We start from the raw sequence: 25903 nt of genomic DNA, 5'->3' as shown, positions 1-25903 counted from the left end.
CGGGAATTATGAAAGGGGAAGAGACCCATGTTATGGTTGTCGATCATAGGTATTGTTGTTTTATGCTTCACTTGGATCACTTATAGACGATATCACGTAAGCAAGGTAAAGAAATCTTCCAATGTAGTCTATTTGGATCATTATCGCAAAAATGATCATAATAAAAAGATGCAGAAAGTCCAAAAATGTGAAAAATGCAATAAGTATAAAAGACTTCACTTTTATGCAAGCCCCTCTGGAAAAGTTACAGGTTTATGCAAAGAATGTGAATATAATGATAAAAGTAATAAGATGCTTAGAATATAATCAAAATCCATAGTTTACGACAAGTCCCACATTTGGTGATAATTACATGGAGAATAGCCTTTGCTTTCGTAAAAGAGTTGTAGTACATTAGCAGAGAATAAGGAGGTTTCTAATGTACTCAAGCAAACAAGACGACACACTATATATCATGACATACACACTGAACAGCGGTGTTAAGGGGACAGTTCCATTGTCCAATAAACAGATTCAGGAATGGATTCATTGTTACAGAAACGATACGAAGTTTATTGCTGAGATCGGTAAAGAATTCTTTGGATTAAATCCTTCACTTGTCTCTGACTTTAAAGTTCAGAATCAGTTCTCTGACTATCAGAATGTAATCGTGCCTGTTCAACAACAAGATAATATGGATCGTCTATCAACCGCATATCGAGCCAATGAGATTTTAATGAAAATTGATTGCAAATGTGGAACTGCTTATGTAACCGAGTCTCCGTACAAACGAACAAAGTGGTATTGTACGAAGTGTAAGGAAATTGTATTCTTGGACCCGAAAAAAGGTATGGTAGAGACATCCCGCGGTGATGCTTACTATATGACTAATAAGTACTTTGTTACACGGGAACAATAATGAGGAAATGGATTTGCACAGCTACCGCTTTGTCGACAGCTGAAAAGTAAAGGAGTGCCGGGTGTATACCGGACACTCCTTTATTTAATTTCTTTAATCACATTTCACTTTATGAGGCGGGACAAAACAATTGCGGCATCTCGGTTCGTATGCTTCGGAGTCTCCGATCATGACGACAGGACCAAGGGTAACCGGCTCCCCATTAACGATACGTTGGGTAAATGCTGCATCAGGGCTTCCACATACGGCGCAGAAGGCTGATAGTTTTTCAATATCATCGGACATGGCGAGTAATCCGCCAACATATCCGAATTCTTTACCGCGATAATCCATATTTAAACCATCCACGATGACGTGTTTTCCGCAATAAGCGAGTTCTTCGGCAATATCCATGATTTCTCTGCTAAAGAACTGTACCTCATCAAAAGCAACAACATCTGCATCTTTTGTTTGTTCTAGAATTTGTTCCACGATTTGCGGAGTAAGTTGTTTTGGAATGGGGATTGCAGGTAATTTGTATCCGATCCGACTTACGATTTCGTCGATTTCAAATCGGTCATCTTCAACAGGTTTATAGGCAACGACCTTCTGGCGTCCATATTTCATTAGTTTCTGACAGCGTCTGATCAGTTCCCCTGACTTTTCACTGAACATGGGTCCGGTAATAACAGTAATACGACCTTTTGACACAGCGATATCTTCCTCTCTTTAGCACAATCCGCTCTAAAGCTTTTGGTTTTTCCAAAAGAGCCATTATAGAGTAACATAAATAAAAGCACAGAAGCCACTTTTTTGTTAGATCATGGAGTGTAAAATTATGCACAATTTCTTCTAACATGATATGGTTGATAAGGATGAGGTGAATATGATGAAAATTGATGAAAAATATAATGCTTGGCAAGAAAACTTTGAGATACTGCAAGAAAAGGAGACAATTTCTCCTGATACTAAAAAATTCATTTCTGATTTACTAGCTGAATTCTCTGCTGTACAAGCACAGAATCAACGGTTAAAAAAACAAATATTGCAAAAAGCAACAGGTGGTTCGAATATGTCTACGAAACTTAGAGATGCATTGTATGAATAATTAGATAACCCAAAAGCCTTCTTACTTGGTAAGAAGGCCTGACATAAATTACTGTTCAGATTGATCTTGATATAAAGATATTTCTTCTTTAGATATTCCATCGCCTAACTTTTCTGGAAAAACAATTCCGAGCATAATTCGAGCGATCATGGCAATTGTAATACCGATTCCTGCAAACATGTAAATGATCGTAAACAACTTGCCAAAAGTCGTAACCGGCGTGAGTGTTGGGTGACCAACGGTTGTTAGAGTAACTGCAGAGAAGTAGAGTGCATCTATATAACTCATATTCTCTACACTGGAATAAAAAAGTGTTCCTGAGAGCAGGGTAGCTAAGGTCAAGGTTAAAAGAGCAAGAAATCTCTTATCTTTAAAACCATGAAATAATCCTTTGAGTAATCTTTTGAGTGTAAGTAAAAATGAAATCATGGTCAGATGCCCCTATCTTCGAAAAAGATATATAAGAGTAACATTATATTGAATCCAACCGTAAAGGTAAAGTTTTCATGGGATTCACCGGGCTATGTATCCATATCTTGTTTTTGTTTGAAACGAGGTCCGACATAATTACGTTTACGATCACGAAAAAGAATCCAGCCGCCAAGAAAAGCCATGCACGTGGCAAATAGAAGAATGCCTAAGCTGAAGTGAAGCCATTCAAAGCGCGGGACGGTTATAAGATCATCACCATGATCAGCATAATAATGAAACAACGAATCTTTGATCATTAAGAAACCTTTCATGGCTCCAAGACCAGGAATAACGAGGATGACAATGGCAAGAAAGCGGGAAAGCATAAGCTTCATCGTGCAAAAACCCCTTCTCATACGCATGTAGTATTTCTATATGATACCTTGTCTTCTAGTTACTGTCTATTAGATGGGCTTGTTTTGTGATTCCAGAGAAGTGAGAGTACAATAGAACATAAATTAACGACTAAGCGGAAGAATTGGGGGAATGATTTTTTATGGCAATAGAATGTGATGTGGCAATTTTGGGCGGGGGAACAGGTGGCTATGTGGCTGCGATCCGGGCTGCTCAGTTAGGTAAATCTGTCGTTATTGTAGAAAAAGATAAACTAGGAGGAACGTGTCTTCACCGAGGGTGCATTCCAAGCAAGGCACTACTTCGAAGTGCAGAAGTATATGCAGATATTAAAGACAGTGCAAGTTATGGTATTGAAACCTCGGGGGCAACTTTAGTATTTCCTAAAGTTCAAGAAAGAAAAGAAGCCATTGTGAAGCAGCTCCATCAGGGTGTCGAGTATCTCATGCGTAAAAATAAGATAACTGTTTTGCATGGAAAAGGAAGAGTCATTGGTCCTTCGATTTTTTCTCCAAAAAGCGGTGCTCTTGCCGTCGAACTTGATAATGGAGAGATGGAAAATGTGGTACCCGCAAATCTGATTATTGCTACGGGAACTCGTCCTAGAACGCTGCCAGGACTTGAACCTGAGGGCGATAAGATTATGACAAGCGACGAGGCTCTTCGAATGGATGACCTGCCGGGTTCCATCATTATCGTTGGCGGCGGAGTTATTGGAGTAGAATGGGCATCCATGCTATCTGATTTTAATGTAAAAGTGACGCTTGTTGAGGCAGCAGATCACATTCTTCCCCAAGAAGATCAAGAGATTGCTGCGGAAATGAAACGACTGCTTGTCAAACGAGGAGTAGAGGTAAGAACAGGTTGCCAGGTCATGACGAATACATACACAGACCATGGTGATTCCATTTCGATTGATATACAGTCAAGTGCGGGAAACGAAACTTTATCAGCTGCAAAAATATTAATCTCGGTTGGACGAGTAGCAAATGTCGAGAATATTGGAATTGAGAACACGGATATCAAATTATCTAATGGATTCATTGAGGTGAATAAACAGTTACAGACGGCTGTTCCTCATATTTATGCGATCGGCGATTGTATCGGAGGCCTCCAGCTTGCTCATGTTGCTTCCCACGAAGGAATTCGTGCCGTACATCATATGTCAGGCGAAACCGTGCATGCGACTCCGGATCAATTTATTCCAAGAGCCATCTATTCTAGACCTGAGGCAGCGAGTGTTGGATATACAGAAAAACAAGCTAGAGATCTTGGTTACAAGGTCAAGATTGGTAAGTTTCCTTTTCAGGCGATTGGCAAAGCTTTGGTACACGGACATCAAGAAGGCTTTGTTAAAGTAATTGCCGATGAGAACACCAATGATATTTTGGGAGTTCATATGATTGGAACTCATGTTACAGACCTAATCAGTGAAGCGGCGCTTGCTCAGCTATTAGATGCAACCCCTTGGGAAATAGGACAGCTTGTCCATCCACATCCTTCTTTATCGGAGATTATGGGTGAAGCAATGCTTGCCGTAGACGGCAATGCAATCGGAATGTAAACACCTGTTTTACTAGTGATTCCATAGCGGAAATGAAACATGACACTTGTCATCAATGTGTTTTATCTCTTTTCTTTTTGCAAACAAAACGAGTATAATGTGCTTAAGCCAAGTCTTAGTACCAGGTTATAAGACAAGATAATACCTAAGACACTTGAGCTACTCTAAAAGGAGGGTTCGCTAGTTTTGAACTTAAATAATATGACTTCTAAACAGTACAAACACAATGAGCTTGGTCTATCTGATGGTCAAGTTATTGATATGTACAAATATATGCTCCTGGCCCGTAAATTTGATGAACGCTGTATGCTTTTACAAAGAGCGGGTAAAATCAATTTCCATGTTTCCGGTATTGGTCAAGAGACAGCTCAGGTAGCTGCTGCTTTTGCGCTTGATCGCGAAAAGGATTATTTCTTGCCTTATTATCGAGATTATGGATTTGTTATGGCCGTAGGAATGACACCGCGTGAACTCATGCTGTCCGCTTTTGCGAAAGCAGAAGACCCAAACAGTGGAGGTCGCCAAATGCCTGGTCATTTTGGAAGCAAACGCCTTCGTATTGTAACAGGATCAAGTCCTGTAACTACGCAGGTGCCGCATGCCGTTGGCTTTGCGCTTGCAGCAAAAATGCAGAAGAAAGATTTTGTATCTTTCGTTACTTTTGGCGAAGGTTCAAGTAATCAGGGAGACTTTCATGAAGGAAGTAACTTTGCGGGAGTGCATAAACTTCCGGTTATTATCATGGTTGAGAATAATCAATATGCCATCTCTGTGCCTATTCACAAACAGCTTAGCGGAAAAGTAAGTGATCGTGCTCTCGGATATGGGTTCCCGGGAATTCGGGTAGATGGTAATGATGCCCTTGCCGTGTATGCTGCTGTAAAAGAAGCACGCGAACGTGCGGTGGCGGGAGAAGGTCCGACACTCATAGAGGCAATGATGTACCGGTTATCTCCACATTCCACTTCAGATAACGATCTCGCTTACCGAACAAAAGAAGAAGTAGAAGAAAACTGGAAAAAAGACGGCCTTGCCAAAATGAAACAATATTTGATTGACTGTGGTTTATGGGATGAAGAGCGAGATGCAGATCTGGCTGCACAGCTTAGTATGGAACTGAAAGAAGCGACGGAATATGCAGACAATGCTCCGTTTCCGAAGCCGGAAGATACCCTGCTGCATGTGTATGCCGATGATGAGTCAGGAGGGAAACATTAATGGCTGAAATGGAGTATATTGATGCGATTAGACTCGCGATGAAAGAAGAAATGGAGCGCGATGAGACCGTATTTGTGCTTGGCGAAGACGTAGGGGTTAAAGGCGGTGTATTCACGACAACCAAAGGACTTATGGAACAGTTTGGTGAAATGCGTGTGATGGATACGCCTTTATCGGAGTCAGCAATTGCAGGGGTAGCCATTGGTGCCGCCATGTACGGAATGAAGCCGATTGCGGAGATGCAATATTCTGATTTCATGCTTCCAGCAACCAACCAAATCATTAGTGAAGCTGCTAAAATTAGATACAGATCGAACAATGATTGGAGTTGTCCTGTTGTTATTCGTGCGCCAATCGGCGGCGGTATTTTTGGTGGTCTATACCATTCTCAGTGTCCAGAATCCATTTTCTTTGGAACCCCGGGGCTTAAGATTGTAGCACCTTATACCGCATATGATGCGAAGGGGCTTCTTAAAGCAGCAGTTCGTGATCCAGATCCTGTGCTTTTCTTTGAAAACAAAAAAATGTATCGTCTCTCGAAGGAAGAAGTGCCTGAAGAGGATTACATCGTACCAATTGGTAAGGCTAACTTACTTCGTGAAGGTGACGATATTACCGTGATTGCTTACTCACAGCCGCTGCATTTTGTCATGCAAGCCGCAGAGGAGCTCGAAAAAGAACAAGGAATCACTTCGCATGTTTTGGATCTGCGTACACTACAGCCTCTTGATAAAGAAGCGATTATAGATGCAGCAAAACATACGGGGAAAGTGCTTATTATCCATGAAGATAACAAAACAGGCGGAGTCGGAGCAGAAGTATCTGCCATTATTAATGAAGAATGTCTGTTTGATCTGGATGCTCCGATTGAACGTCTTTGCGGTCCTGATGTGCCTGCAATGCCGATCAGTCCACCAATGGAAAGATTCTACATGCTGAGTAAAGATAAAGTAAAAGATGCAATGCTTAAGCTTGCAATGTATTAAGACTAGGCCTCCTCAGAGATGAGGAGGAAGAATTGGAGTGACAAAACATGGCAGGACAAAAGAAGTTGATTGAAGTGGTTATGCCGCAGCTTGCGGAATCACTCGTATCGGCGACGATCGCCAAATGGCTAAAAAAACCGGGAGATCGGGTAGACCAATATGAACCGATCTGTGAAGTAATTACGGATAAAGTGAATGCAGAGATTCCTTCTACGGTAGAAGGGATTATGGGTGAACTTACGGCAGAAGAAGGTCAAACGGTTGGAGTAGGCGAACTCATCTGCCGTATGGAAGTCCATGCTGCAGCAGGAACCGGAATTGTGAGCGAAACTTCTGAAACAAGTACTTCAGATCAAATCGCCCAAACTGCGTCCACAGCACCTGCTGTGGAAGGCTCCATGCGTAATCGTTATTCACCAGCCGTTCAGAGTCTTGCAGCGGAGCATGGCATTGATCTAAACCAAGTGCCGGGAACCGGAATGAATGGCCGAATTACGCGCAAAGATGTACTCCGTTTCGTAGAAAGTGGAAATACACAGCAGCAAACGTCAGGACTTATGCAGGAAGAACGTAAAGAAGCGCCGAACAGTTTGTCTTCTGAGGCACAGAAGCCACAGAATCTATCCATGGATCCATCTATCCCTGTTCGTCATTCTGGCATTCATTTATCAGAAACACCAAAATTGCCGAAGATTGAAATCGACGGTTATACGCAAGGAAGAGCAGAGCAATACATCGATATTACACCGGTTCGTAATGCAATCGCTAGAAATATGCGTCAGAGTGTAACGGAAATCCCGCATGCTTGGACGATGATCGAAGTGGATGTGACAAATCTCGTTACTTTGCGTAATAAACTGAAAGATGACTTCAAACGTAAAGAAGGTATTAATTTAACTTATTTGGCTTTTCTACTCAAAGCAGTGGTTAATGCGATTAAAGATTATCCAATCATGAACTCGGTATGGGCTGTTGATAAGATCATTGTAAAACGCGATATTAATATTTCTCTTGCCGTAGGAACGGAAGATTCAGTAATGACTCCCGTTATTCAGCGAGCAGACACCAAAAATATTGCTGGACTTGCTCATGAGATTGAAGATCTTGCAAGAAGAACCAGAGAAGGTACGTTAAAGCTGGATGATATGCAGGGAGGAACATTCACCGTAAATAATACCGGTTCGTTTGGTTCTATTCTGTCTTATCCTATTATCAACTATCCGCAGGCTGCTATTCTTACCTTTGAATCTATTGTGAAGAAGCCTGTCGTTATTAATGACATGATTGCCGTAAGGTCGATGGCTAATTTATGTTTGTCCCTGGATCATCGTATTTTGGACGGTGTCATTTCAGGAAGATTCCTGCAGCGAGTAAAAGAGAATTTAGAAAGTTATTCTTTAGACACGAAGCTATACTAAAACATCTGTGGTATGTGGTGAGTTACTCATGGGGAGGTATATTCGTATGAATAGACCGCTTGTTGTAAGCTATACCGATATGATGGATTACGGTGAAGCATGGGATCTACAGAAGAGAATGGTCCATGACATCGATGCCGGAAAGCAGCAGGAACACCTGCTGCTTTTGCAGCATCCGCCTACATATACGATCGGTACGCAGCGACATCCGGAACATTTGCTGATTGGTGAGGAAGATCGGAAGAAAAAAGGCATTTCAGTCTATCAGATCGATCGAGGCGGTGATATTACCTATCACGGACCCGGTCAGCTCGTTGCATACCCCATCATGTTTTTGGGCCGAGGTAAAGAAATTGACTTACATGCTCATTTAAGGAATATGGAAGAAGTAATTATCACGTATTTAAGGTCCTATAGTATTGAAGCAGACCGTAAAGAGCAGTATACAGGAGTATGGGTAGGGAACTTCAAAATTTGTGCCATAGGCATTAAGTTTAATCGCAGTACTTCGCACCGAAAAGACTTTATCACGAGTCACGGGTTTGCATTTAATATCAAATCAGGATTACAGAGCGAAGGATTTGGTGGGATTGTCCCTTGCGGAATTGAGGAGTTTGGGGTAACCACTTTGGAAGATTGTACAGGGCTTGTTCACACTACGGAACAGGTAGCACAGGAACTGGTCCCTATTTTTGCACAGCAATTTGGCTTTGATCCGATTTGGGCTGCAGACGTATACGTTTGAAGTCACAGTGAAAATGAAAATACCCTCCCTGTTCCTCTAAAGAGAGAAGCATAGAGAGGGCTAAGCTTGTCCTACTCATTTGTCTTCAAATCTGCTTATCCAAAGAGCAGTGGTTCAATAACAATTAACAACGTTGAGGCAATCATCGCAATTAACATCAGATAGATTACAACTTTAAACCATTTTTTTTGTTGCATTTTAGTAAGCTCCTTTTATACCATAATTATAGTCTATTGTAACTTATCCATAGCATAGTGAAAAGACTAACTAGAAGGGATGATAACCATGATTAATCAGGAACGGATAACAAAGGAATTTATGGATCTGGTTAAGATCGATAGTGTAACCCAATATGAACAGCAAATTTCCAAAGTACTGAAAACAAAGTTTACAGAGCTTGGACTTGAAGTGAGAGAAGACAACACCAAAGAAGAAACAGGCCACGGCGCAGGCAACTTGATTGTCACATGGAAAGCAGAAGGAACGAATGAGGCTCCAAAACTGTTTTTCACTTGTCACATGGATACGGTCGCTCCTGGCGAAGGAATCAAACCGCAAATCTCTGAAGATGGATTTATTCGCAGTGATGGGACAACCATTTTAGGTGCGGATGATAAAGCAGGTATATCAGCTCTATTTGAAGCCATCCGTGTAATACAAGAGAATAACATTCCTCATGGTCAGATTCAGTTTGTCATTACGGTAGGTGAAGAATCGGGACTAATTGGGGCAAGAGCGATGAAAGCGGAGGATATTGACGCAGAATTCGGATTTGCCCTTGATTCCAACGGTGAAGTGGGCGGAATCTGCGTTGCAGCTCCAGCGAGAGCACAAATTACAATGAAGATTACAGGAAAATCGGCTCATGCTGGCGTGAATCCAGAAGATGGAATCAGCGCGATTCAAGTCGCTGCCAAAGCAATTGCAGCAATGAAACTAGGACGTGTTGACCATGAAACAACAGCGAACATCGGAAGTTTTTCTGGAGCAGGTCCACTGAATGTTGTTTGTGACTATGCTGAAATTTTGGCTGAAGCCCGGAGTATTGTTCAAAGTAAAGTGGAGAATCAAGTTGATCACATGAGAAACGCGCTGCAGGCTACTTGCGAGCAGTATGGGGCCAAAGCTGAATTTGAAAGTGATATCGCTTATCCTGCATTTAAATTAACGGACGAAGATGAGGTTGTAAAACTCGCAGCACGCGCGATTACAAGTGCAGGTCTAACACCAAAAACTTTCCCTTCCGGCGGCGGAAGCGATGCGAATATATTCAATGGTTTTGGTATTCCAACCGTGAATCTTGCCCTTGGATATGAAGATATTCATACGACAAATGAGCGAATCAAAGTAAGCAGTCTCGTGGATGCGGCGCGTGTCGTTGTATCGATCGTGAAAGAATCAGCAAAATCGTAATATAAAAAATAGCATATCAAAAGGTCTGGGCATGCGTAAGCACCAGACCTTTTTTGTAAATAAAAAATTGAAATCTGCTTTTTTATTTACGATTTCGAATTAAGGGTAATAGATGTTGAGGCTTTCGAATGAGGTCAATTACCTGCATATCTGGTCCGTAATCTGACAACCAGTGTCTGAGCGTGTTCATAATCTGGTGTGCTTGTCCGGTCATATATAGGGATTCATGGGTTTTATAGCTTTTCATCAGGGGCTCACTCCTAAATAAAGTCGTATACTACACCGTATGCCCAAGAAGTCTAATTTAATACTTATTGTTTGCTTATGTTTATGAAGGAGGTTTAACTATGAAGGAATCAATTATTCGTCAAAAGCATCCAAAACTAAAACATCCGGATTCGAATCCGGCATTAGTGGAAAAAACCGTGTCCACAGAGCCTATATTTGAGGGGAAAGTGGTTTCTCTTCAAGTGGATACCGTAACTTTACCTAATGGACAGACCGGAACTAGAGAAATTATAAGACACCCGGGAGCGGTTGCTGTTCTGGCAGTTCGCGGAGACCGTATGCTGGTTGTGGATCAGTATAGACAGGCATTAGGAAGAACCGAACTAGAGATCCCAGCAGGCAAGCTGGACCCAGGTGAAGATCCGGAGGAAGCGGCAAAAAGAGAGCTGAGAGAAGAAACGGGGTATCGTGCAAAATCCCTTGTACCACTGCCTGCTTTTTACACCTCCCCTGGTTTTGCTGATGAGGTTATCTATCTATATATGGCTGAAGAGCTTGAGGCGGGCGAGATGGAACTAGATGAAGATGAGTTTCTCGAAGTATCGGAGATCACGTTGGATGAAGCTTATTCCCTAATTAAAGAAGGACGGATCAGCGATGCCAAGACGATTCTCGCAGTCTATGCATGGCACTTATATCAGCTGACAGGAAAGCTGTAAGATGAATCAGCAAGTTTCTGAAGGTGCTTCATCGCTTCGTACGTTCTACGCAGATCTCCATATTCATATTGGCAGAACAAACCGAGGAGAAGCGGTGAAAATCAGCGGCAGTCGGGATCTAACTTTTTTTAACATTGCTAAAGAAGCGGCAACTCGCAAAGGGATTGAACTGATCGGTATTATTGACGCCCATGCTCCTGTGGTACAGCGTGATATTAGAGAAGCACTCGAATCAGGTGAGATGAGAGAAATATCAGGCGGAGGCATCGCGTATCAGAATACGGTGATTTTACTCGGGACAGAGCTTGAAGTGAGGGAACCTGGACGTAAGGAATCCCATTTCCTTGCTTATTTTCGGACGTTGTCAGACATGGAATCTTTTACGGCCTGGATTACCCCTTTGATGAAAAATGTGAATCTTAGTTCGCAGCGAGTGTACGTTCCTTTGAAGGAACTTCAAAAGGATATTGTAGGCCGCGGTGGACTGTTTATCCCTGCTCATGTGTTTACGCCCCATAAAGGCATTTATGGAAGCAGTGTATACCGGATGGAGGAAATTTTAGATGTAGCTGACGTAACAGCCATTGAACTTGGACTTAGTGCGGATTCCGAAATGGCGGGTTATATCAGCGAATTGGATCATATGGCCTTTCTGACAAATTCAGATGCTCATTCCCTTGGCAAAATCGGAAGAGAGTACAATAGTCTTAGGCTGTTAGAGCCTTCATTTGATGAGCTTTGTTATGCTTTACAAAATAAAGACGGCCGCCGGATTGAAGCAAATTATGGTTTGAATCCGCTGCTTGGTAAATATCACCGTACTTACTGCGCAGCATGTAACAGCATTCTTGACGAATCTAAGGTCACCGGAGAGCGCTGTCCTTACTGCGGAAGCACCAAATTGATTCAAGGTGTACTTGATCGAATTTTAACCATTGCGGATCGTGAAGAGTCATATATCCCACCAGGGCGGCCTGCTTACCAGTACCAAGTACCTTTGGAATTTATTCCGGGACTGGGTAAGGTGAAACTGCGTTTATTACTTGAAGCATTCGGAAGTGAAATGGCAATACTGCATCGTACAGAAGAAGCCGAGTTACGTAGTGTCGTGGGAGATGAGCTTGCGAGGTACATTATAATGGCAAGAAGCGGTGAACTGCTGCTGAACTCAGGCGGCGGCGGAACCTACGGAAAAGTCTCAAGAACATGAATTCAGATTCGGGTCATAGAATGAGAGAGAAATTCATAGAGTAGGGTATGTAACCAGAAAGGGGACGACCTCTCGCCATGCCATTTCTCAAGCATACATTCAGAGACCAAACTCCACTTTATGTTTTTGTTGCTGTATTATTTCTGGTCGGGGTTATTTTCGGTGCATTAATGGTAGGAGCACTAACCCTGGATCAGCAGCAAGATCTTGCGGGTTATTTGGATAATTTTTTTGTGAGTATCCATCAAGGAAATGTGAATGAATCGCATTCTTTTTTTGACATTACCATGCTTCATTTGAAGTGGATTGGGCTAATCTTCATTCTTGGTTTGTCCGTCATCGGTCTTCCAGGTATCTTGGTTTTGGATTTTTTAAAAGGAGTGCTGATTGGTTTTTCAGTTGGATATTTGGTTGCTCAGTATTCCTGGAAAGGGTTGCTGCTCGCCTTGCTGTCTATCGCACCGCATAATTTGTTTATCATCCCTGTCTTGATGATTAGCAGTGTAGCAGCAATTACCTTTTCGCTTCATATGATTCGCAGTCGATTTTTTATGCAGCGAAACCAAAGTCTAAAAAGACCGCTTACCAGTTACATTACGTTAACCTTGGCAATGGCTCTGCTTATGGTTGGGATCTCTTCTTTTGAGACCTTTGTAACTCCTGTGTTAATGCAGTGGGTAACCCCATTGTTTATTAAGGTTTAATCCTAAGGCCAAATCGCCCTTAAAACCCTGATACTGTTGACTTTATTTCGTATGTGACCCTATAATAAACAAGTGGGTTTACGTACACGATGCAGTGATTTCCGAGGGGGAGGGATAATATGGAAGCACGGATCGACAAGATAAAACAACAGTTACAATCTCAAGGCTACAAACTAACGCCCCAGCGGGAAGCGACAGTTCGAGTCTTGCTAGAGAATGAAGAAGACCATTTGAGCGCAGAAGACGTGTTCATGTTGGTTAAGGAAAAAGCTCCCGAAATCGGTCTGGCAACCGTATATCGAACCCTGGAACTGCTCAGTGAGCTGCATGTCGTTGAGAAGATAAATTTTGGTGACGGAGTAGCCCGTTATGATTTACGCGGTGACACAAGCAAGCACCATCATCACCATTTGATATGCGTTCAATGCGGCAGTATGGACGAAATACGAGAAGATTGGCTTGGGCCGCTTGAAGAACGTTTAGAGCGTGAGTTTAATTTTACGGTTCTAGATCACAGACTTGATTTTCAAGGAATCTGTCATCGTTGCAAAGACAAGAACGATCAGAAACCGAAGAACTGATATAAAGACAAGCATGAGCAAGCTCTCACCGGGTCAAGTTCGGGGGAGCTTTTTTAGCATGTTCACGTATAAGTATAACTGGAATTAACTTTATAATAGACTCTTACTATTTTAATGAGTTAAGTATTGGACTCAATTTGAAAAATGTAGAGTAAAGCCAGTAGTTTCTCTTTTCGCCAGCCTAAAGGTGGTCATAGTCGGGTTGACAGGTTCATAGGCTGAATCATAGCCCAATTGTCATCGGGGAATACTACACCTAAACCCTATACAAGACAACATTATGACTATAGGAAGGCGGAAAGAACTTTATGGTATTTTCACTTCGTAAATGGCTTCGCATGTTTCGTTTATTTATCATCTTTGCTGCCCTAGTTTATATGTTTTATAATGTGTTCGATTTATTCTCAAACTGGATTACTCCTGTGGATCATTATAAGATTCCTGAGGGGAATGCACTGAAAGTATTTCATCCCGAAGAAGGAATTCAGCTTGCAGCCGAGAAAACAAACTTAATGAATCGTCTTCGTTTTTTTTATTGGTATGGTGAATAGAAGTGTGGTCTTGTTAACTTAAAAATTCAAAGGTAAGGAGCTGTAAGGAAAACGATGAGGAAGTATGTGCAGCCCTACATGGATTATTTGCAGGAGGATAAAGGGTCTTCTGTCAGTACGCTTGAGTCGTACAAACGTGATATTGAACAGTTTATTGGGTATATGAATAGAGAACAGCATATGGATGCGGATTTGGAAGCGTCTGAAATTACACGTACACATATTGTACTGTATTTATCCTATCTTAAAAAAGAAGGGAAGGCGGCTTCAACCATTGCCCGAAATGTCGTCTCCCTTCGTTCTTTTTTTCATTATCTTATGTTTAAAGGCCTGGTTTCTAAAGATCCTACTTATCATTTGGATTCACCCAAAACAGAGAAAAACCCGCCCAAAATTCTTTCCATTTCAGAAGTGGACAGGCTTCTCAGTATCCCGGATCCTTCTGTGCCTTCCGGCCTTAGGGACAAGGCCATGCTAGAGCTTTTATATGCGACGGGAATTAAAGTTTCAGAGCTTGTTCATCTAAACGTAGAAGATCTGAATACCCAGCTCAAGTATGTTCGGACGGGAAGAGACAGCGCGAAAGAAAGGGTAATACCTGTGACGGGGATTGCGGCAAGGGCAACGACTGAATATCTGGAGTCTGCTCGCAGCAAACTATTAAGGGAACATATCGATGAACAAGCTTTGTTTGTCAATACGAATGGTAGCCGATTAACACGGCAAGGCATATGGAAAATGATAAAAAAGTACGCAGAAGAAGCGGGTCTCGCCGGCGAAGGAATTACACCGCATACGCTTAGACATTCTTTTGCTGCACATTTGCTGGAGAATGGTGCTGATCTAAGATCGGTGCAGGAAATGATGGGGCATGCTGATATTTCGACTACACAAATCTACAACCAAGTGGTCAAACGTAATATGAAAGATGTTTATGATCATTATCATCCCCGTGCCTGATGGTTTTCAGCACAACACTATAAGTATATTCCGATAAATTATGGAACTAGGGAAGGGGCAATACATCATGACAAGCAGAGAATCACGTTTCAAACGGATATGTTTCATCGTGCTGGATAGTGTAGGAATTGGAGAGCAACCAGATGCGTCTAAGTTTGGTGATGCAGGTGCTCATACACTAGGTCATATTTTGGAACGAGTACCGGGTACAAAGCTTCCCAACATGCAAAAATTAGGGCTTGGAAATATTGCTTCTATTCCGCCTCTGTCTCCTGTGGAAGAACCTGCAGGATATTACGGAAAGATGAAAGAAGTATCTGCAGGTAAAGATACGATGACCGGACACTGGGAATTAATGGGGCTCAAAATTGAAACTCCGTTTAATACATATCCTGCCGGCTTCCCGCAAGACTTAATTACTGAATTTGAAAAACAGACAGGCCGTAAAGTTCTTTGTAATAAACCGGCTTCCGGTACGGAAGTTCTTGAGGAGTACGGTGAAGAGCAGATGAAGACAGGCGCTTGGATTGTCTACACATCGGCAGACAGTGTATTCCAAATTGCTGCGCATGAAGACATAATTCCGGTTGAGGAGTTGTTCAAAGCTTGCCGGATTGCTCGTAAACTTACGCTTGCTCCTGAACACTCTGTAGGGCGTGTAATTGCTCGTCCTTATGTGGGACAACCAGGTTCTTTCAGAAGAACGCCTAACCGGCACGATTACGCAGTAAAACCGCCAGAGCCAACGGTGATGAATTCTCTGCAATTATCTGGTTATGATGTAATCGCAGTAGGAAAGATTAATGACATTTTCGATGGAGAAGGGGTAACCGCTTCTTATCCATCCAAGAGTAATGAACATGGTATTGAACTAACTATTGAGCAATTAGGCAAGGATTTTAACGGACTTTTGTTTACGAATTTAGTAGACTTTGATTCCTTGTACGGTCACCGCAGGGACCCAGAAGGCTATGCAGGTGCTCTTGAAGTATTTGATAAGGCTTTGCCAGAGATTATGCAGCACATCGGTCCTGATGACCTTCTCATCATCTCTGCTGACCATGGTAATGATCCTGTACATGCAGGAACGGATCATACGAGAGAATATGTACCCGTGTTGATCTATAGTCCATCTTTACAAAATCCAGGAAAAAGCATTGGTATAAGAGATACGTATTCTGATCTTGGTGCGACGATTGCTGATAATTTTGGTACGAAAGCTCCACTGCACGGGGAGAGTTTTTTAAGGGAACTTATTTAAGGGGGACAATTAAGTTTATGACACAGCTAGCGCAAAGCAACGTAGGGGAAGCAGCAACTTATATCCAATCAAAAACGAACGTGATTCCAGAAATCGGACTTATTCTTGGTTCAGGACTTGGCATTCTTGCAGAACTGATCGAAGATGCTATCGCCATTCCTTATGAAGAGATTCCTCATTTTCCGGTTTCCACTGTAGAAGGTCATGTTGGGGAATTACTGATTGGAACCATTCAGGGGCGTCCTGTTGTAATGATGAAAGGCCGTTTCCATATGTATGAAGGTTATGGTCCAGAAGTAACCGCGTTTCCGGTGCGTGTTATGAAAGCGATCGGTGTTCAAAAGATGCTTGTGACAAACGCAGCAGGTGGCGTTAACACGTCTTATACACCTGGTGATCTGATGATTATATCCGATCATCTCAATATGACAGGCCGCAATCCGCTGATTGGACCGAATCATGAGGATTTTGGTGTGCGGTTCCCAGATATGTCTGAAGCATATAGTCTTAGACTCCGCAAGCTTGCCAAAGAAACGGCGGAAAAACAAGGATTTGCGATGAAGGAAGGCGTATATGCTGGTCTTCTTGGTCCTAACTATGAGACACCGGCTGAAATCGTTATGTTACGGACGCTGGGCGCGGATGCAGTAGGAATGTCTACGGTGGCTGAAGTCATTGTAGCTCGTCATGCAGGAATTGAAGTGCTCGGTATCTCATGCATTACCAATATGGCTGCAGGTATTCTTGAACAGCCGTTATCTCATGAGGAAGTCATGGAAACAGCGGAAATGGTAAAAGAAAAATTCTTGAACCTGGTCATGTCGCTTATTCCACAAATGTAGGAATAGTACGGTAGATAGGGTACGGATCATAGCAACATAATTTTGACTAAAGGGGAATAACATATATGTCTCAAACTACAAGTGATCTGACAAAAGATTATGGTGCTCGCATTGAAGAAGCTGCAGCTTATATCAAACAAAAATTAGGCAAGTATGCTCCTAAAATAGGTCTAGTTTTAGGTTCCGGTCTCGGCGATCTGGGTGACCAGATTGAAGATGCCGTCTATATTCCATATAACGAAGTTCCTCATTTTCCTGAATCCACCGTTGCAGGACATGCGGGCCGGTTTGTTATTGGTCAGCTTGAAGGCAAAGATGTAATGATTATGCAAGGACGTTTCCATTACTATGAAGGTTATGATATGCGTACTGTTGTTCTTCCTGTGTATGTGATGGCACAGATCGGTGTAGAGACATTGATGCTGACGAATGCAGCAGGCGGTATGAATCGAGGATTTAAAGCAGGAGATCTCATGTTAATTACAGATCACCTCAATATGACGGGAGCAAATCCCCTGATTGGTCCCAATGATTCGAAACTTGGCGTTCGCTTCCCAGATATGTCTGCTGCCTATGATCCAGAATATCGTGCTCTTGCCAAAAAACTTTCGAAAGAAATTAAAGGCGAGGATGGTACGCATTTGGAATTGCAGGAAGGGGTATACTGCGGCATCAGCGGACCAACGTATTCAACACCGAAAGAATCAACCATGTTTGCTCTTCTTGGGGGAGATGCGATTGGGATGTCTACCGTAGGTGAAGTAATTGCGGCAAGACATGCGGGTTTACGTGTACTGGGCATTTCTTGTATTACGGATATGGCAATTGGAGAGGAACTAGAACCTTTGACTCATGAACAAGTAGTTGCTGTTGCAAATCGTACCAAACCGAAATTTATCGGTCTTGTACGTGCTTTCGTTCGTGAAGTGTAATCAATGGTGCTGTGAACTTTTTAAATACGGTAATAAGGTGTGGTCAAGCATATGAGAGCTGTAGATATAATTCAGAAGAAGCGCGATGGACATGAGTTGTCAGCAGAAGAAATTACGTTTTTAATCCAGGGTTACAGCCGTGGTGAGATACCAGATTATCAGATGTCTGCTTGGGCTATGGCGGTTTATTTCCAGGGAATGACGGCACAGGAGACAGGTCATCTTACGATGGAAATGGCGAAGTCAGGAGATCAAGTGGATCTATCCCCAATTCAGGGCATTAAAGTAGACAAACATTCCACAGGGGGTGTAGGAGACAAAACGACGATTGTACTTGCTCCGCTTGTTGCCGCGGCAGGTGTTCCTGTTGCTAAAATGTCAGGTCGTGGATTAGGTCATACTGGCGGTACCCTGGACAAGTTAGAGTCGATCTCAGGCTTTACTATCGAGCTCACTAGAGACGAGTTTCTGAATCAAGTGAATGAAGTGGGAGCAGCTGTTATTGGTCAGAGTGGGAATATGGCTCCTGCAGACAAGAAGTTATATGCTCTTCGAGATGTTACTTCAACGGTTAACTCTATTCCACTAATTGCAAGTTCGGTCATGAGCAAGAAGATTGCCGCAGGCGCTGATGCGATTGTACTGGACGTAAAAACAGGCAGTGGAGCTTTTATGAAAACACTGGATGATTCGATTCGTCTTGCAGAAGCCATGGTTGATATCGGAACCCATGTTGGTCGTGATACCGTTGCTGTAATCAGCGATATGGATCAGCCGCTTGGTTTTGGCATTGGTAATGCGCTTGAGATCAAGGAAGCAGTTGAAACTTTGCAAGGAAACGGACCGGAAGATCTTCAGGAAGTCAGTCTTATTTTGGCATCGCATATGCTCGTACTCGGCGGAAAAGTAAAGACCGTAGAAGAAGCACGTGTTGTGCTTGAAGAACTGCTGAGAAGCGGAGCGGCTTTTGATAAACTAAAACAAATGGTCGCTGCCCAGCATGGAGATGTAGGACAAATAGAAGATCTAAGCAAACTTCCTGGAGCGAGCCGTACACTCGAGGTAAAAGCAGATACAAGCGGTTATGTGGCGAGTATTGAAGCAGAAGCCATCGGTATTGCTGCCATGCTGCTCGGTGCAGGGCGCGAGACAAAGGAATCTGTTATTGATTACGGAGTCGGCGTTACCCTTGTGAAGAAAGTCAGCGATGAAGTAAAAGCAGGAGATACTCTTGCTGTTATGCACATCAATGAGGCGAGTGAATCAAAGGTGCAGGAGGCGGAGAATAAGCTGAAACAAGCTTACAGCATTACAGATGCTGCCGTACCTAAACAACCCTTAATTTATGCACTTGTTACTAAACATGGCGTAGAGCGATTCGTATAGCTTTATAAGGCCATATAGATCGCTATCAGATACCAAAAAGAAGCAGAAGTCCGTAAAAGGATAACTGCTTCTTTTTCATTTTTAATTACAAGGTTCTTCAAGAGGGAGTTTTTTACCGATCTTAAAGGCAAATAAGGAAAGTCCCATGTGAGTGTGACCTCCACCGCCGTCACGAGAGTGTCTGTAGTCATGGTTATGGTGGTGGTGGTTTCCATGACGATGGGAATGACTCTTTTTATGGCCTTGTGTGCTGGTTCTCTTTCATTTTTGCTGTTCCTCCAGATAGTAACAAAGGTGAGTCTAACAAGATATGTTACTTGGTATTACCCTATACATACTTGTGTTGAAGCCCTCTTTTATGGATAGATTTTTGTTTCCTTCCCTCTAAAATTTACTTGTGCATTCTGAAGAAGAAAATAACAGGTTCATTTTACCGAGATAACAATTCTCCCCATGTATTATGTAGGTCCTATTAAACGAATACGCAAAGTCAAATTATTATTTATCTCAGATAATGGAATAATTACCAATAATCCTGACGAGAATGTATAGCAGTATGACGTCACACATCAGTTAACTGAATAGATCGAAGAGGAGGATACGGGTACTTATGAGAAAAAGGATAAAAATACTGACCGCTCTTTTGTTGACTTGCGCCATTATTGTTCCAGGTACCGCAACAGCCGAGGAGCCGATTAAAGAGCAAAATAATGTAGTACCTCCCGTTGAACTTGCGGAAAATGCAGTTTCGGCAGTACTGCTTGACGCTGACACAGGGACCATTATCTATGAGAAAAATGGGCATGAGAAACTTCCTCCAGCGAGTATTACCAAAATCATGACGATGTTATTGGTCGTTGAAGCGATTGATGCTGGAAAACTGAAATGGACCGATAAAGTTCGTACAAGTGAATATGCTGCATCGATGGGCGGGTCACAAATCTTCCTTGAAGCCGGAGAAGAAATGACGGTAGATGATATGCTCAAAGGAATCGCTATGGCTTCAGGTAATGATGCATCCGTGGCTATGGCAGAGAAGCTGGCCGGGACGGAAGCAGCTTTTGTTGAAATGATGAATAAACGTGCTAAGGAACTTGGCATGAACGATACTCATTTCGCTAACTGTAACGGCCTGCCTGTTGATAATCATTATTCATCTGCACACGATATTGCGATCATGAGCAGGGAATTACTAAAACATAAAGACATTACAAAATATACAGGAGCCTATCAGGACCATTTGCGGAAAGATTCCGAAAAACCATTTTGGCTGGTAAATACGAATAAATTAGTTCGGTTCTATCCGGGTGCCGATGGTCTTAAGACAGGTTATACATCAGAAGCTAAATTCTGTTTGTCTGCGACTGCTGTAAAAGACAGCATGCGGGTGGTAGCGGTGGTTCTTGGCGAACCAAATACAAAAACAAGAAACAGTGAAGTTTCTAACATGCTGGACTACGCATTTTCTCAGTATATGATGAAAACCATCTATAAAAAAGGTGATGTTATAGGCAAAGTACAGATAGAAAAAGGGAACATCAAAGAGATTGAAATTATTGCCGACACACCTTACAGCGTCCTCATGAAAAAAGGAGCATCAGATGAAACAACTCAGCAGCTGACTATTCCAGCAGAGATCAAAGCTCCTATTACCAAAGGTCAAGTTTTAGGAAAATTAATTGTTTCCCAAGATAACAAGGTCTTAAAAGAATTTGAGATTAAAGCAGCGGTGGATGTGGAGAAAGCAGGCTTCTGGAAACTGTTTAAACGGACTACCTCTGATCTTTTTCGCTAAAAAAAGTGCTTTTGTAGATTCATGAGAGTTTTCTTCTAGTTTTGTCGGGGGGCAGGAAACCATTTTACAGATGTAGAAATGGTTGGCTATGACAGGGAGGAGAGTGAGCAAGCATGAATTTGCAAGTGAACATGGAGCACGATCGCGGGGTACTCATTGTCCGGCTTACAGGAGAGCTAGATCATCACACGGCAGATGGCGTTCGTATGCAGATGGATGAAGCGATTCAGAAGCAACAGTGCAAGCATCTCGTACTTAGTTTACAAGATCTTCAGTTTATGGACAGTTCGGGTCTCGGTGTCATTTTAGGACGCTATAAACTGATCCATCATAAAGGCGGGAAAATGGTGATCTCGGGCGCTAATCCAGCGGTTCACCGTTTGCTTGATATGTCGGGCTTGTTCAAAATAATGCCGGTTTTTGATAATGAGGGAAGTGCCCTCTCGGGTCTGGAGGTAGTTTCATGAAACCAGGACAATCGAATTTTATGAACTTGCAGTTCTCTGCAAAGTCGGAAAATGAATCTTTTGCTCGTGTGGCTGTTGCTGCCTTTATTTCACAGCTTGATCCAACGATGGATGAACTGAGTGATCTGAAGACCGTGGTATCAGAAGCAGTAACTAATAGCATTATTCATGGTTATCACAGTGATGAGAGCGGTGTGGTTACGATTAGGGCAGAGATCCTTAACGATACCATTACCCTGGTTATTGAAGATAACGGACACGGAATAGAGGATCTCGAAATGGCTAAGCAGCCGCTTTATACTTCTAAGCCGGAGCTGGAACGTTCAGGTATGGGCTTTACGATTATGGAAAACTTCATGGATGAATTTGAAGTGTCAAGCGAGCTTGGACGCGGGACTTCAATCCTCATGAAGAAGAGGATTGAATCCAAGAAAGCACTGTATAATTAGGGGTTGGACCTATGGAAGCAGAAACGAAACATAAAACACACACGTATCTAGAAGATGCGGAAGTCAAACGCCTCATTGCTCTCTCCCAAAGCGGGGACAATGTGGCCAGAGACACGCTTGTCAATTGTAACATACGTCTTGTGTGGTCCGTCGTACAGCGGTTTATGAACCGTGGATACGAGCCTGAGGATCTGTTTCAGATCGGCTGCATCGGGCTGCTGAAATCAGTAGATAAGTTTGATCTCAGCTACGACGTCAAGTTCTCTACGTATGCAGTGCCAATGATCATTGGCGAGATTCAAAGGTTCCTAAGAGATGATGGAACCATCAAGGTAAGCCGGTCACTTAAGGAGACAGCGAACAAAGTTCGTAAAAAGAAAGACGAACTTTCTAAATATTTAGACCGGTTGCCGACAATTAAAGAAGTGGCAGAGGCGCTGGAGATTACACCAGAAGAAGTAGTCTTCGCACAGGAGGCAAATAAGCCTCCTACTTCCATTCATGAGACGGTATTTGAGAATGATGGAGATCCAATTACCTTAATGGATCAGATTGCTGACGAATCTCAGGAGCGCTGGTTTGATAAACTAGCGTTGAATGAAGCGATTGGAACTTTGTCTGAGCGAGAGCGACTGATTGTATATCTCAGATATTACCGCGATCAGACTCAGTCCGAAGTAGCTACAAGACTTGGTATTTCCCAAGTACAAGTATCCAGATTAGAAAAGAAAATTCTACAGGTCATTCGTGATCAGATTGCGCAGTAACGGTGCAAGTAAGAAACTGATGATGTGTAGGTAAGTATTTAGTTAATTCGTGTAACAACGATAACACGAAACTAGTGAGACCCTATCCTGTACTTAGGATGGGGTCTTTTTAGTGATGTCGTTTTCGCTGAATCAACCTATATTCCTGAATTTCGGAATAATTAAGAGCCTAAATCTCCATACTATGTCTAATTTCGCAGTATAAGGAGTGACGCCAGGGATGAATGGAACATCCACTCCTGTAGTGTACGTTCGGCTGCACAGCCGAATTAAAATTAAGATGGGTAGCACACTCCAAATTAAGCATGTTGCTAATATTTTGAGTGATCCGCCAGAGTATGAGCATAAATTACGGGAAACCGTACTGATACATACTGAAAAAAAAGATGGGACATTGTTACTTATTGATGTGCTTCCTCTTATTGCGCGGATTAAACAAGTCGTTCCGAGTGCTCAGGTGGAGACGCTTGGGAGCAGCCATACCTTGGTCGAACTTCTCCCAAATGAGAAGCCTCCTTCCAAATCTCTTTTCATTTTAGTATGGCTTTTGCTGTTTTTCGGATCAGCTCTGACCATTATGAATTTTCATGCAGACGTCAATATGAAAGAGGTTCATGTTCGTGTTGTTGAGATGCTTACTGGGTATAGGGATGAGAATCCTTATATGTTCCAGATTGCTTATTCCATCGGAATAGGGTTTGGTATGGCCGTATTTTTTAACCACTTATTTAAGAAAAAGTGGAACGATGAGCCTACTCCGCTTGAAGTGGAAATGTATCTGTATCAACAGAATGTAGATCAGTACACGATCAGCGAGGAATATGAACGTATTAAATCTTCAATCAGCACGGATAACTTGAGCGGCAGGGATTCACTATGACTGTACTTGATGGCGTCATTATTATGTTTCTTGGTGTCGCCAGCGGTATTGCGGTTGGAAGTGGTGTCATTGCTTTGTTTATCGTGCTGGATATCATTCCGCGGCTCGCACAGTTAACTCGCTCATACGACAAGGCCCATGCATATGAAGTCGCTATGATATCCGGGTCTCTGATTGGAACGGCAGCTGATTTTTGGCATTTAAAAATTAGATTGCTGCCAATTGTGGCTGTTTTTGTGGGATTACTATGCGGTGTATTTATTGGTCTGCTTGCAGCTGCACTAACCGAAGTGCTCAATGTACTTCCTATATTAGCGAAAAGGCTGGGAATGAAACCGTATCTATTCGGATTACTCATGGCTATGGTTTTTGGAAAAGTAGCAGGTTCGTTATTTGATTGGTTTATCTTTGACAAATAAGGGAGGACCTGATTATGCCAGAAGAAAAAGAGAAAGAAAAAGAAAAAATGAGAGAAGCTGAACTCAAAGAGAAAAAGCACAGTGAACGATCAGATTCAATCGAAGAATCTGTTGTTTATTGGCAGGGAAAAGACACAGTGCTTCCTGAATTTGATAAGCTCAAGGAAACGTTTAAATATGTCATGGGACTTGGAGAAAGTTTTGATATTAACTTCCGGGAAATGACGCTCGGCGGAAGACATACGGGGTTATTATTCGTTACAGGCCTTACCAAAGACGCAGTGTTAACAGAAATATTAGAGAGACTATCCTATGTGAGTTCAAGGGGAATGAGTGTTGATGCAGCGGAAGATTTCTTTGAGTATTACATTCCCCACATCCAGGTAACGAAATATACAGAACTCAGTAAAATCTTTATCCAGGTAATGAGCGGAATGAGTGCATTCTTTATTGAAGGTGAAGAAACAGCACTCGTCATTGATACACGTAGTTACCCAGCCCGAAGTCCTGAAGAACCTTCACTGGAACGAGTCGTTCGGGGATCAAGAGATGGTTTTACAGAGACGCTGCTGACCAACGTTGCTCTCGTCCGCAGAAGACTTCGTGACCCAGGGTTCAAGCTTGAGTTGTTGCAAGTTGGTCGCAGAACAAAAACAGATGTTTGTATTGCTTACATCGATGATATTGTCGATAAAGTACAAGTTGATAGTATTCGTAAAAAGATTGAGAAGGTAAACCTTGATGGTATCCCGCTTGCAGATAAACAGCTCGAAGAAGCGATTATTAATGAAGGTTGGAATCCTTTTCCTTTGGTTAGATACTCGGAAAGGCCTGATTCGGTAGCTTCCCACTTGTTGGAGGGCAGGGTTGTCGTTTTTGTAGATACATCACCGAGCGTTATGATTATGCCGACGACATTCTTTGATCTTTGTCAGCATGCGGAAGAAAATAGGCAAACGCCTTTTATGGGGACTTATTTACGGCTAGTCCGTTATCTAGGGATCTTTGCCTCTTTATTTCTGCTTCCTTTATGGATGCTCTTTGTCATCGAGCCCAGTCTAAAACCAGAGGGAATGGAGTTTATTGGGCCTCAAGAAAATGTAAAACTGCCGATCATCATGCAGTTTCTCATTGTTGAGATAGGAATTGACCTGATGCGGATGGCGGCCGTGCATACACCTACTCCGCTGGCCTCAGCGATGGGGCTGATTGCTGCCATTCTCATTGGAGATGTTGCCGTCAAAACAGGGCTCTTTGTTAATGAAGTGCTGCTGTATATGGCGGTTGCAGCTATAGGTATGTTCGCTACGCCAAGTTATGAACTAGGTCTCGCGAACCGAATTGTCAGGCTGATCTTACTAGTTGTCGTAGCTGCATTTAAAGCTCCGGGGCTGATCATAGGAACGACAATCCTGATCTTGATCCTTGCTCTCCATCGTTCATATAATTCGGCGTATCTCTGGCCGTTTATACCTTTTAATGCAAAGGCAATGATGGAAACAATAATTCGTTCTCCGGTACTTGCATCTAAGAAGAGACCATCATTCAATAAGCCGCGAGATAATACACGGCAACCGGCGAAGAAGAAGTAAGGTTCG

The 25903-nt window shown here is 42.6% G+C and carries 30 protein-coding genes; 25 read left to right on the top strand and 5 right to left on the bottom strand.

Annotated elements, in window-relative coordinates:
* Positions 1 to 418: 418 nt before the first annotated feature.
* Complete coding sequence (locus GQY27_RS08930; protein WP_160033417.1) at positions 419 to 898, top strand: hypothetical protein; 480 nt, start codon at positions 419 to 421, stop codon at positions 896 to 898.
* A 93-nt stretch (positions 899 to 991) separates the two neighbouring features.
* Here GQY27_RS08930 and GQY27_RS08925 read toward each other — a convergent pair whose 3' ends face one another.
* Positions 992 to 1588 carry a thymidine kinase gene (locus tag GQY27_RS08925; RefSeq protein ID WP_160033415.1) on the bottom strand — a complete coding sequence of 199 codons (597 nt, stop codon included), beginning with the start codon at positions 1586 to 1588 and terminating at the stop codon, positions 992 to 994.
* Positions 1589 to 1763: 175 nt separating this feature from the next.
* Between GQY27_RS08925 and GQY27_RS08920 the strand changes: the two genes are divergently transcribed.
* Positions 1764 to 1985: a hypothetical protein gene (locus tag GQY27_RS08920; RefSeq protein ID WP_160033413.1), complete on the top strand. Its 222-nt coding sequence runs from the start codon at positions 1764 to 1766 to the stop codon at positions 1983 to 1985.
* A gap of 48 nt (positions 1986 to 2033) precedes the next feature.
* Here the strand turns inward: GQY27_RS08920 and GQY27_RS08915 are convergent, their stop codons facing one another.
* Together GQY27_RS08915 and GQY27_RS08910 are read right to left on the bottom strand one after the other, a co-directional pair.
* Positions 2034 to 2414: a potassium channel family protein gene (locus GQY27_RS08915; protein ID WP_160033411.1), complete on the bottom strand. Its 381-nt coding sequence runs from the start codon at positions 2412 to 2414 to the stop codon at positions 2034 to 2036.
* A gap of 92 nt (positions 2415 to 2506) precedes the next feature.
* Entirely contained in the window at positions 2507 to 2791 is a 285-nt protein-coding gene (locus tag GQY27_RS08910; protein ID WP_160033409.1) for a DUF2627 domain-containing protein, read from the bottom strand.
* 161 nt (positions 2792 to 2952) lie between these two features.
* Between GQY27_RS08910 and lpdA the strand changes: the two genes are divergently transcribed.
* The 5 genes from lpdA to lipB all read left to right on the top strand — a co-directional run bounded on the left by lpdA (position 2953) and on the right by lipB (position 8741).
* A complete protein-coding gene (gene lpdA / locus GQY27_RS08905; protein WP_160033407.1) occupies positions 2953 to 4374 on the top strand; it encodes a dihydrolipoyl dehydrogenase in 1422 nt (473 codons plus the stop codon).
* 201 nt (positions 4375 to 4575) lie between these two features.
* Positions 4576 to 5592 (top strand): thiamine pyrophosphate-dependent dehydrogenase E1 component subunit alpha, encoded by a 1017-nt coding sequence (locus tag GQY27_RS08900; RefSeq protein ID WP_160033670.1) that lies wholly within the window; start codon positions 4576 to 4578, stop codon positions 5590 to 5592.
* Positions 5592 to 6578 carry an alpha-ketoacid dehydrogenase subunit beta gene (locus GQY27_RS08895; protein WP_160033405.1) on the top strand — a complete coding sequence of 329 codons (987 nt, stop codon included), beginning with the start codon at positions 5592 to 5594 and terminating at the stop codon, positions 6576 to 6578. Before GQY27_RS08900 ends, GQY27_RS08895 begins: the two co-directional genes overlap by 1 nt.
* Before the next feature lie 47 nt (positions 6579 to 6625).
* Positions 6626 to 7996, top strand: a complete 1371-nt coding sequence (locus GQY27_RS08890; protein ID WP_160033403.1) for a dihydrolipoamide acetyltransferase family protein — start codon at positions 6626 to 6628, stop codon at positions 7994 to 7996.
* Positions 7997 to 8042: 46 nt separating this feature from the next.
* On the top strand, positions 8043 to 8741 hold the full coding sequence (lipB, locus tag GQY27_RS08885; RefSeq protein WP_160033401.1) for a lipoyl(octanoyl) transferase LipB: 699 nt from the start codon (positions 8043 to 8045) through the stop codon (positions 8739 to 8741).
* Positions 8742 to 8836: 95 nt separating this feature from the next.
* Here the strand turns inward: lipB and prli42 are convergent, their stop codons facing one another.
* Positions 8837 to 8938, bottom strand: coding sequence for a stressosome-associated protein Prli42 (gene prli42 / locus GQY27_RS08880; RefSeq protein ID WP_160033399.1), 102 nt, complete (start codon positions 8936 to 8938; stop codon positions 8837 to 8839).
* A 79-nt stretch (positions 8939 to 9017) separates the two neighbouring features.
* On the opposite strand from prli42, the gene GQY27_RS08875 reads away from it, so the two are divergent.
* Positions 9018 to 10154, top strand: a complete 1137-nt coding sequence (locus tag GQY27_RS08875; RefSeq protein ID WP_201450710.1) for a M20/M25/M40 family metallo-hydrolase — start codon at positions 9018 to 9020, stop codon at positions 10152 to 10154.
* Between the two features lie 82 nt (positions 10155 to 10236).
* Here GQY27_RS08875 and GQY27_RS21490 read toward each other — a convergent pair whose 3' ends face one another.
* Complete coding sequence (locus GQY27_RS21490) at positions 10237 to 10401, bottom strand: Z-ring formation inhibitor MciZ (protein WP_201450709.1); 165 nt, start codon at positions 10399 to 10401, stop codon at positions 10237 to 10239.
* Positions 10402 to 10501: 100 nt separating this feature from the next.
* Between GQY27_RS21490 and GQY27_RS08865 the strand changes: the two genes are divergently transcribed.
* From GQY27_RS08865 to GQY27_RS08785, 17 genes are all read left to right on the top strand, one after another.
* On the top strand, positions 10502 to 11101 hold the full coding sequence (locus tag GQY27_RS08865) for an NUDIX domain-containing protein (protein ID WP_160033395.1): 600 nt from the start codon (positions 10502 to 10504) through the stop codon (positions 11099 to 11101).
* A 1-nt stretch (position 11102) separates the two neighbouring features.
* Complete coding sequence (locus GQY27_RS08860; RefSeq protein WP_160033393.1) at positions 11103 to 12311, top strand: endonuclease Q family protein; 1209 nt, start codon at positions 11103 to 11105, stop codon at positions 12309 to 12311.
* Between the two features lie 77 nt (positions 12312 to 12388).
* Complete coding sequence (gene spoIIM, locus GQY27_RS08855; protein ID WP_160033391.1) at positions 12389 to 13015, top strand: stage II sporulation protein M; 627 nt, start codon at positions 12389 to 12391, stop codon at positions 13013 to 13015.
* A 119-nt stretch (positions 13016 to 13134) separates the two neighbouring features.
* Positions 13135 to 13596 carry a ferric iron uptake transcriptional regulator gene (gene fur, locus GQY27_RS08850; RefSeq protein WP_160033389.1) on the top strand — a complete coding sequence of 154 codons (462 nt, stop codon included), beginning with the start codon at positions 13135 to 13137 and terminating at the stop codon, positions 13594 to 13596.
* Positions 13597 to 13904: 308 nt separating this feature from the next.
* On the top strand, positions 13905 to 14147 hold the full coding sequence (locus tag GQY27_RS08845) for a DUF4227 family protein (RefSeq protein ID WP_160033387.1): 243 nt from the start codon (positions 13905 to 13907) through the stop codon (positions 14145 to 14147).
* A 54-nt stretch (positions 14148 to 14201) separates the two neighbouring features.
* Complete coding sequence (xerD, locus tag GQY27_RS08840) at positions 14202 to 15107, top strand: site-specific tyrosine recombinase XerD (protein ID WP_160033385.1); 906 nt, start codon at positions 14202 to 14204, stop codon at positions 15105 to 15107.
* A 67-nt stretch (positions 15108 to 15174) separates the two neighbouring features.
* Positions 15175 to 16368: a phosphopentomutase gene (gene deoB, locus GQY27_RS08835; RefSeq protein ID WP_160033383.1), complete on the top strand. Its 1194-nt coding sequence runs from the start codon at positions 15175 to 15177 to the stop codon at positions 16366 to 16368.
* A 17-nt stretch (positions 16369 to 16385) separates the two neighbouring features.
* Positions 16386 to 17210: a purine-nucleoside phosphorylase gene (locus tag GQY27_RS08830; protein ID WP_160033381.1), complete on the top strand. Its 825-nt coding sequence runs from the start codon at positions 16386 to 16388 to the stop codon at positions 17208 to 17210.
* Between the two features lie 65 nt (positions 17211 to 17275).
* Positions 17276 to 18142: a purine-nucleoside phosphorylase gene (locus GQY27_RS08825; protein WP_160033379.1), complete on the top strand. Its 867-nt coding sequence runs from the start codon at positions 17276 to 17278 to the stop codon at positions 18140 to 18142.
* Between the two features lie 51 nt (positions 18143 to 18193).
* Entirely contained in the window at positions 18194 to 19528 is a 1335-nt protein-coding gene (locus GQY27_RS08820) for a pyrimidine-nucleoside phosphorylase (RefSeq protein WP_160033377.1), read from the top strand.
* A 610-nt stretch (positions 19529 to 20138) separates the two neighbouring features.
* On the top strand, positions 20139 to 21323 hold the full coding sequence (locus GQY27_RS08815; RefSeq protein WP_160033375.1) for a D-alanyl-D-alanine carboxypeptidase family protein: 1185 nt from the start codon (positions 20139 to 20141) through the stop codon (positions 21321 to 21323).
* 113 nt (positions 21324 to 21436) lie between these two features.
* Positions 21437 to 21790 carry an anti-sigma F factor antagonist gene (gene spoIIAA / locus GQY27_RS08810; protein ID WP_160033373.1) on the top strand — a complete coding sequence of 118 codons (354 nt, stop codon included), beginning with the start codon at positions 21437 to 21439 and terminating at the stop codon, positions 21788 to 21790.
* Positions 21787 to 22239 carry an anti-sigma F factor gene (gene spoIIAB / locus GQY27_RS08805; RefSeq protein ID WP_160033371.1) on the top strand — a complete coding sequence of 151 codons (453 nt, stop codon included), beginning with the start codon at positions 21787 to 21789 and terminating at the stop codon, positions 22237 to 22239. Before spoIIAA ends, spoIIAB begins: the two co-directional genes overlap by 4 nt.
* A gap of 11 nt (positions 22240 to 22250) precedes the next feature.
* Positions 22251 to 23006, top strand: a complete 756-nt coding sequence (sigF, locus tag GQY27_RS08800) for an RNA polymerase sporulation sigma factor SigF (protein WP_160033369.1) — start codon at positions 22251 to 22253, stop codon at positions 23004 to 23006.
* Positions 23007 to 23226: 220 nt separating this feature from the next.
* Positions 23227 to 23886, top strand: coding sequence for a stage V sporulation protein AA (locus GQY27_RS08795; protein WP_160033367.1), 660 nt, complete (start codon positions 23227 to 23229; stop codon positions 23884 to 23886).
* Complete coding sequence (locus GQY27_RS08790) at positions 23883 to 24305, top strand: stage V sporulation protein AB (protein WP_160033365.1); 423 nt, start codon at positions 23883 to 23885, stop codon at positions 24303 to 24305. The genes GQY27_RS08795 and GQY27_RS08790 overlap by 4 nt, the downstream gene beginning before the upstream one ends.
* A 14-nt stretch (positions 24306 to 24319) precedes the next feature.
* Entirely contained in the window at positions 24320 to 25897 is a 1578-nt protein-coding gene (locus GQY27_RS08785) for a spore germination protein (RefSeq protein ID WP_160033363.1), read from the top strand.
* The last annotated feature ends 6 nt before the right edge of the window (positions 25898 to 25903 follow it).

The organism is Paenibacillus sp. An7 (genome assembly GCF_009870785.1).
GTDB lineage: Bacteria > Bacillota > Bacilli > Paenibacillales > Paenibacillaceae > Paenibacillus.
Note: the sequence above shows the minus strand (reverse complement) of the source record. Positions and strands in the feature narration are given on the sequence as shown.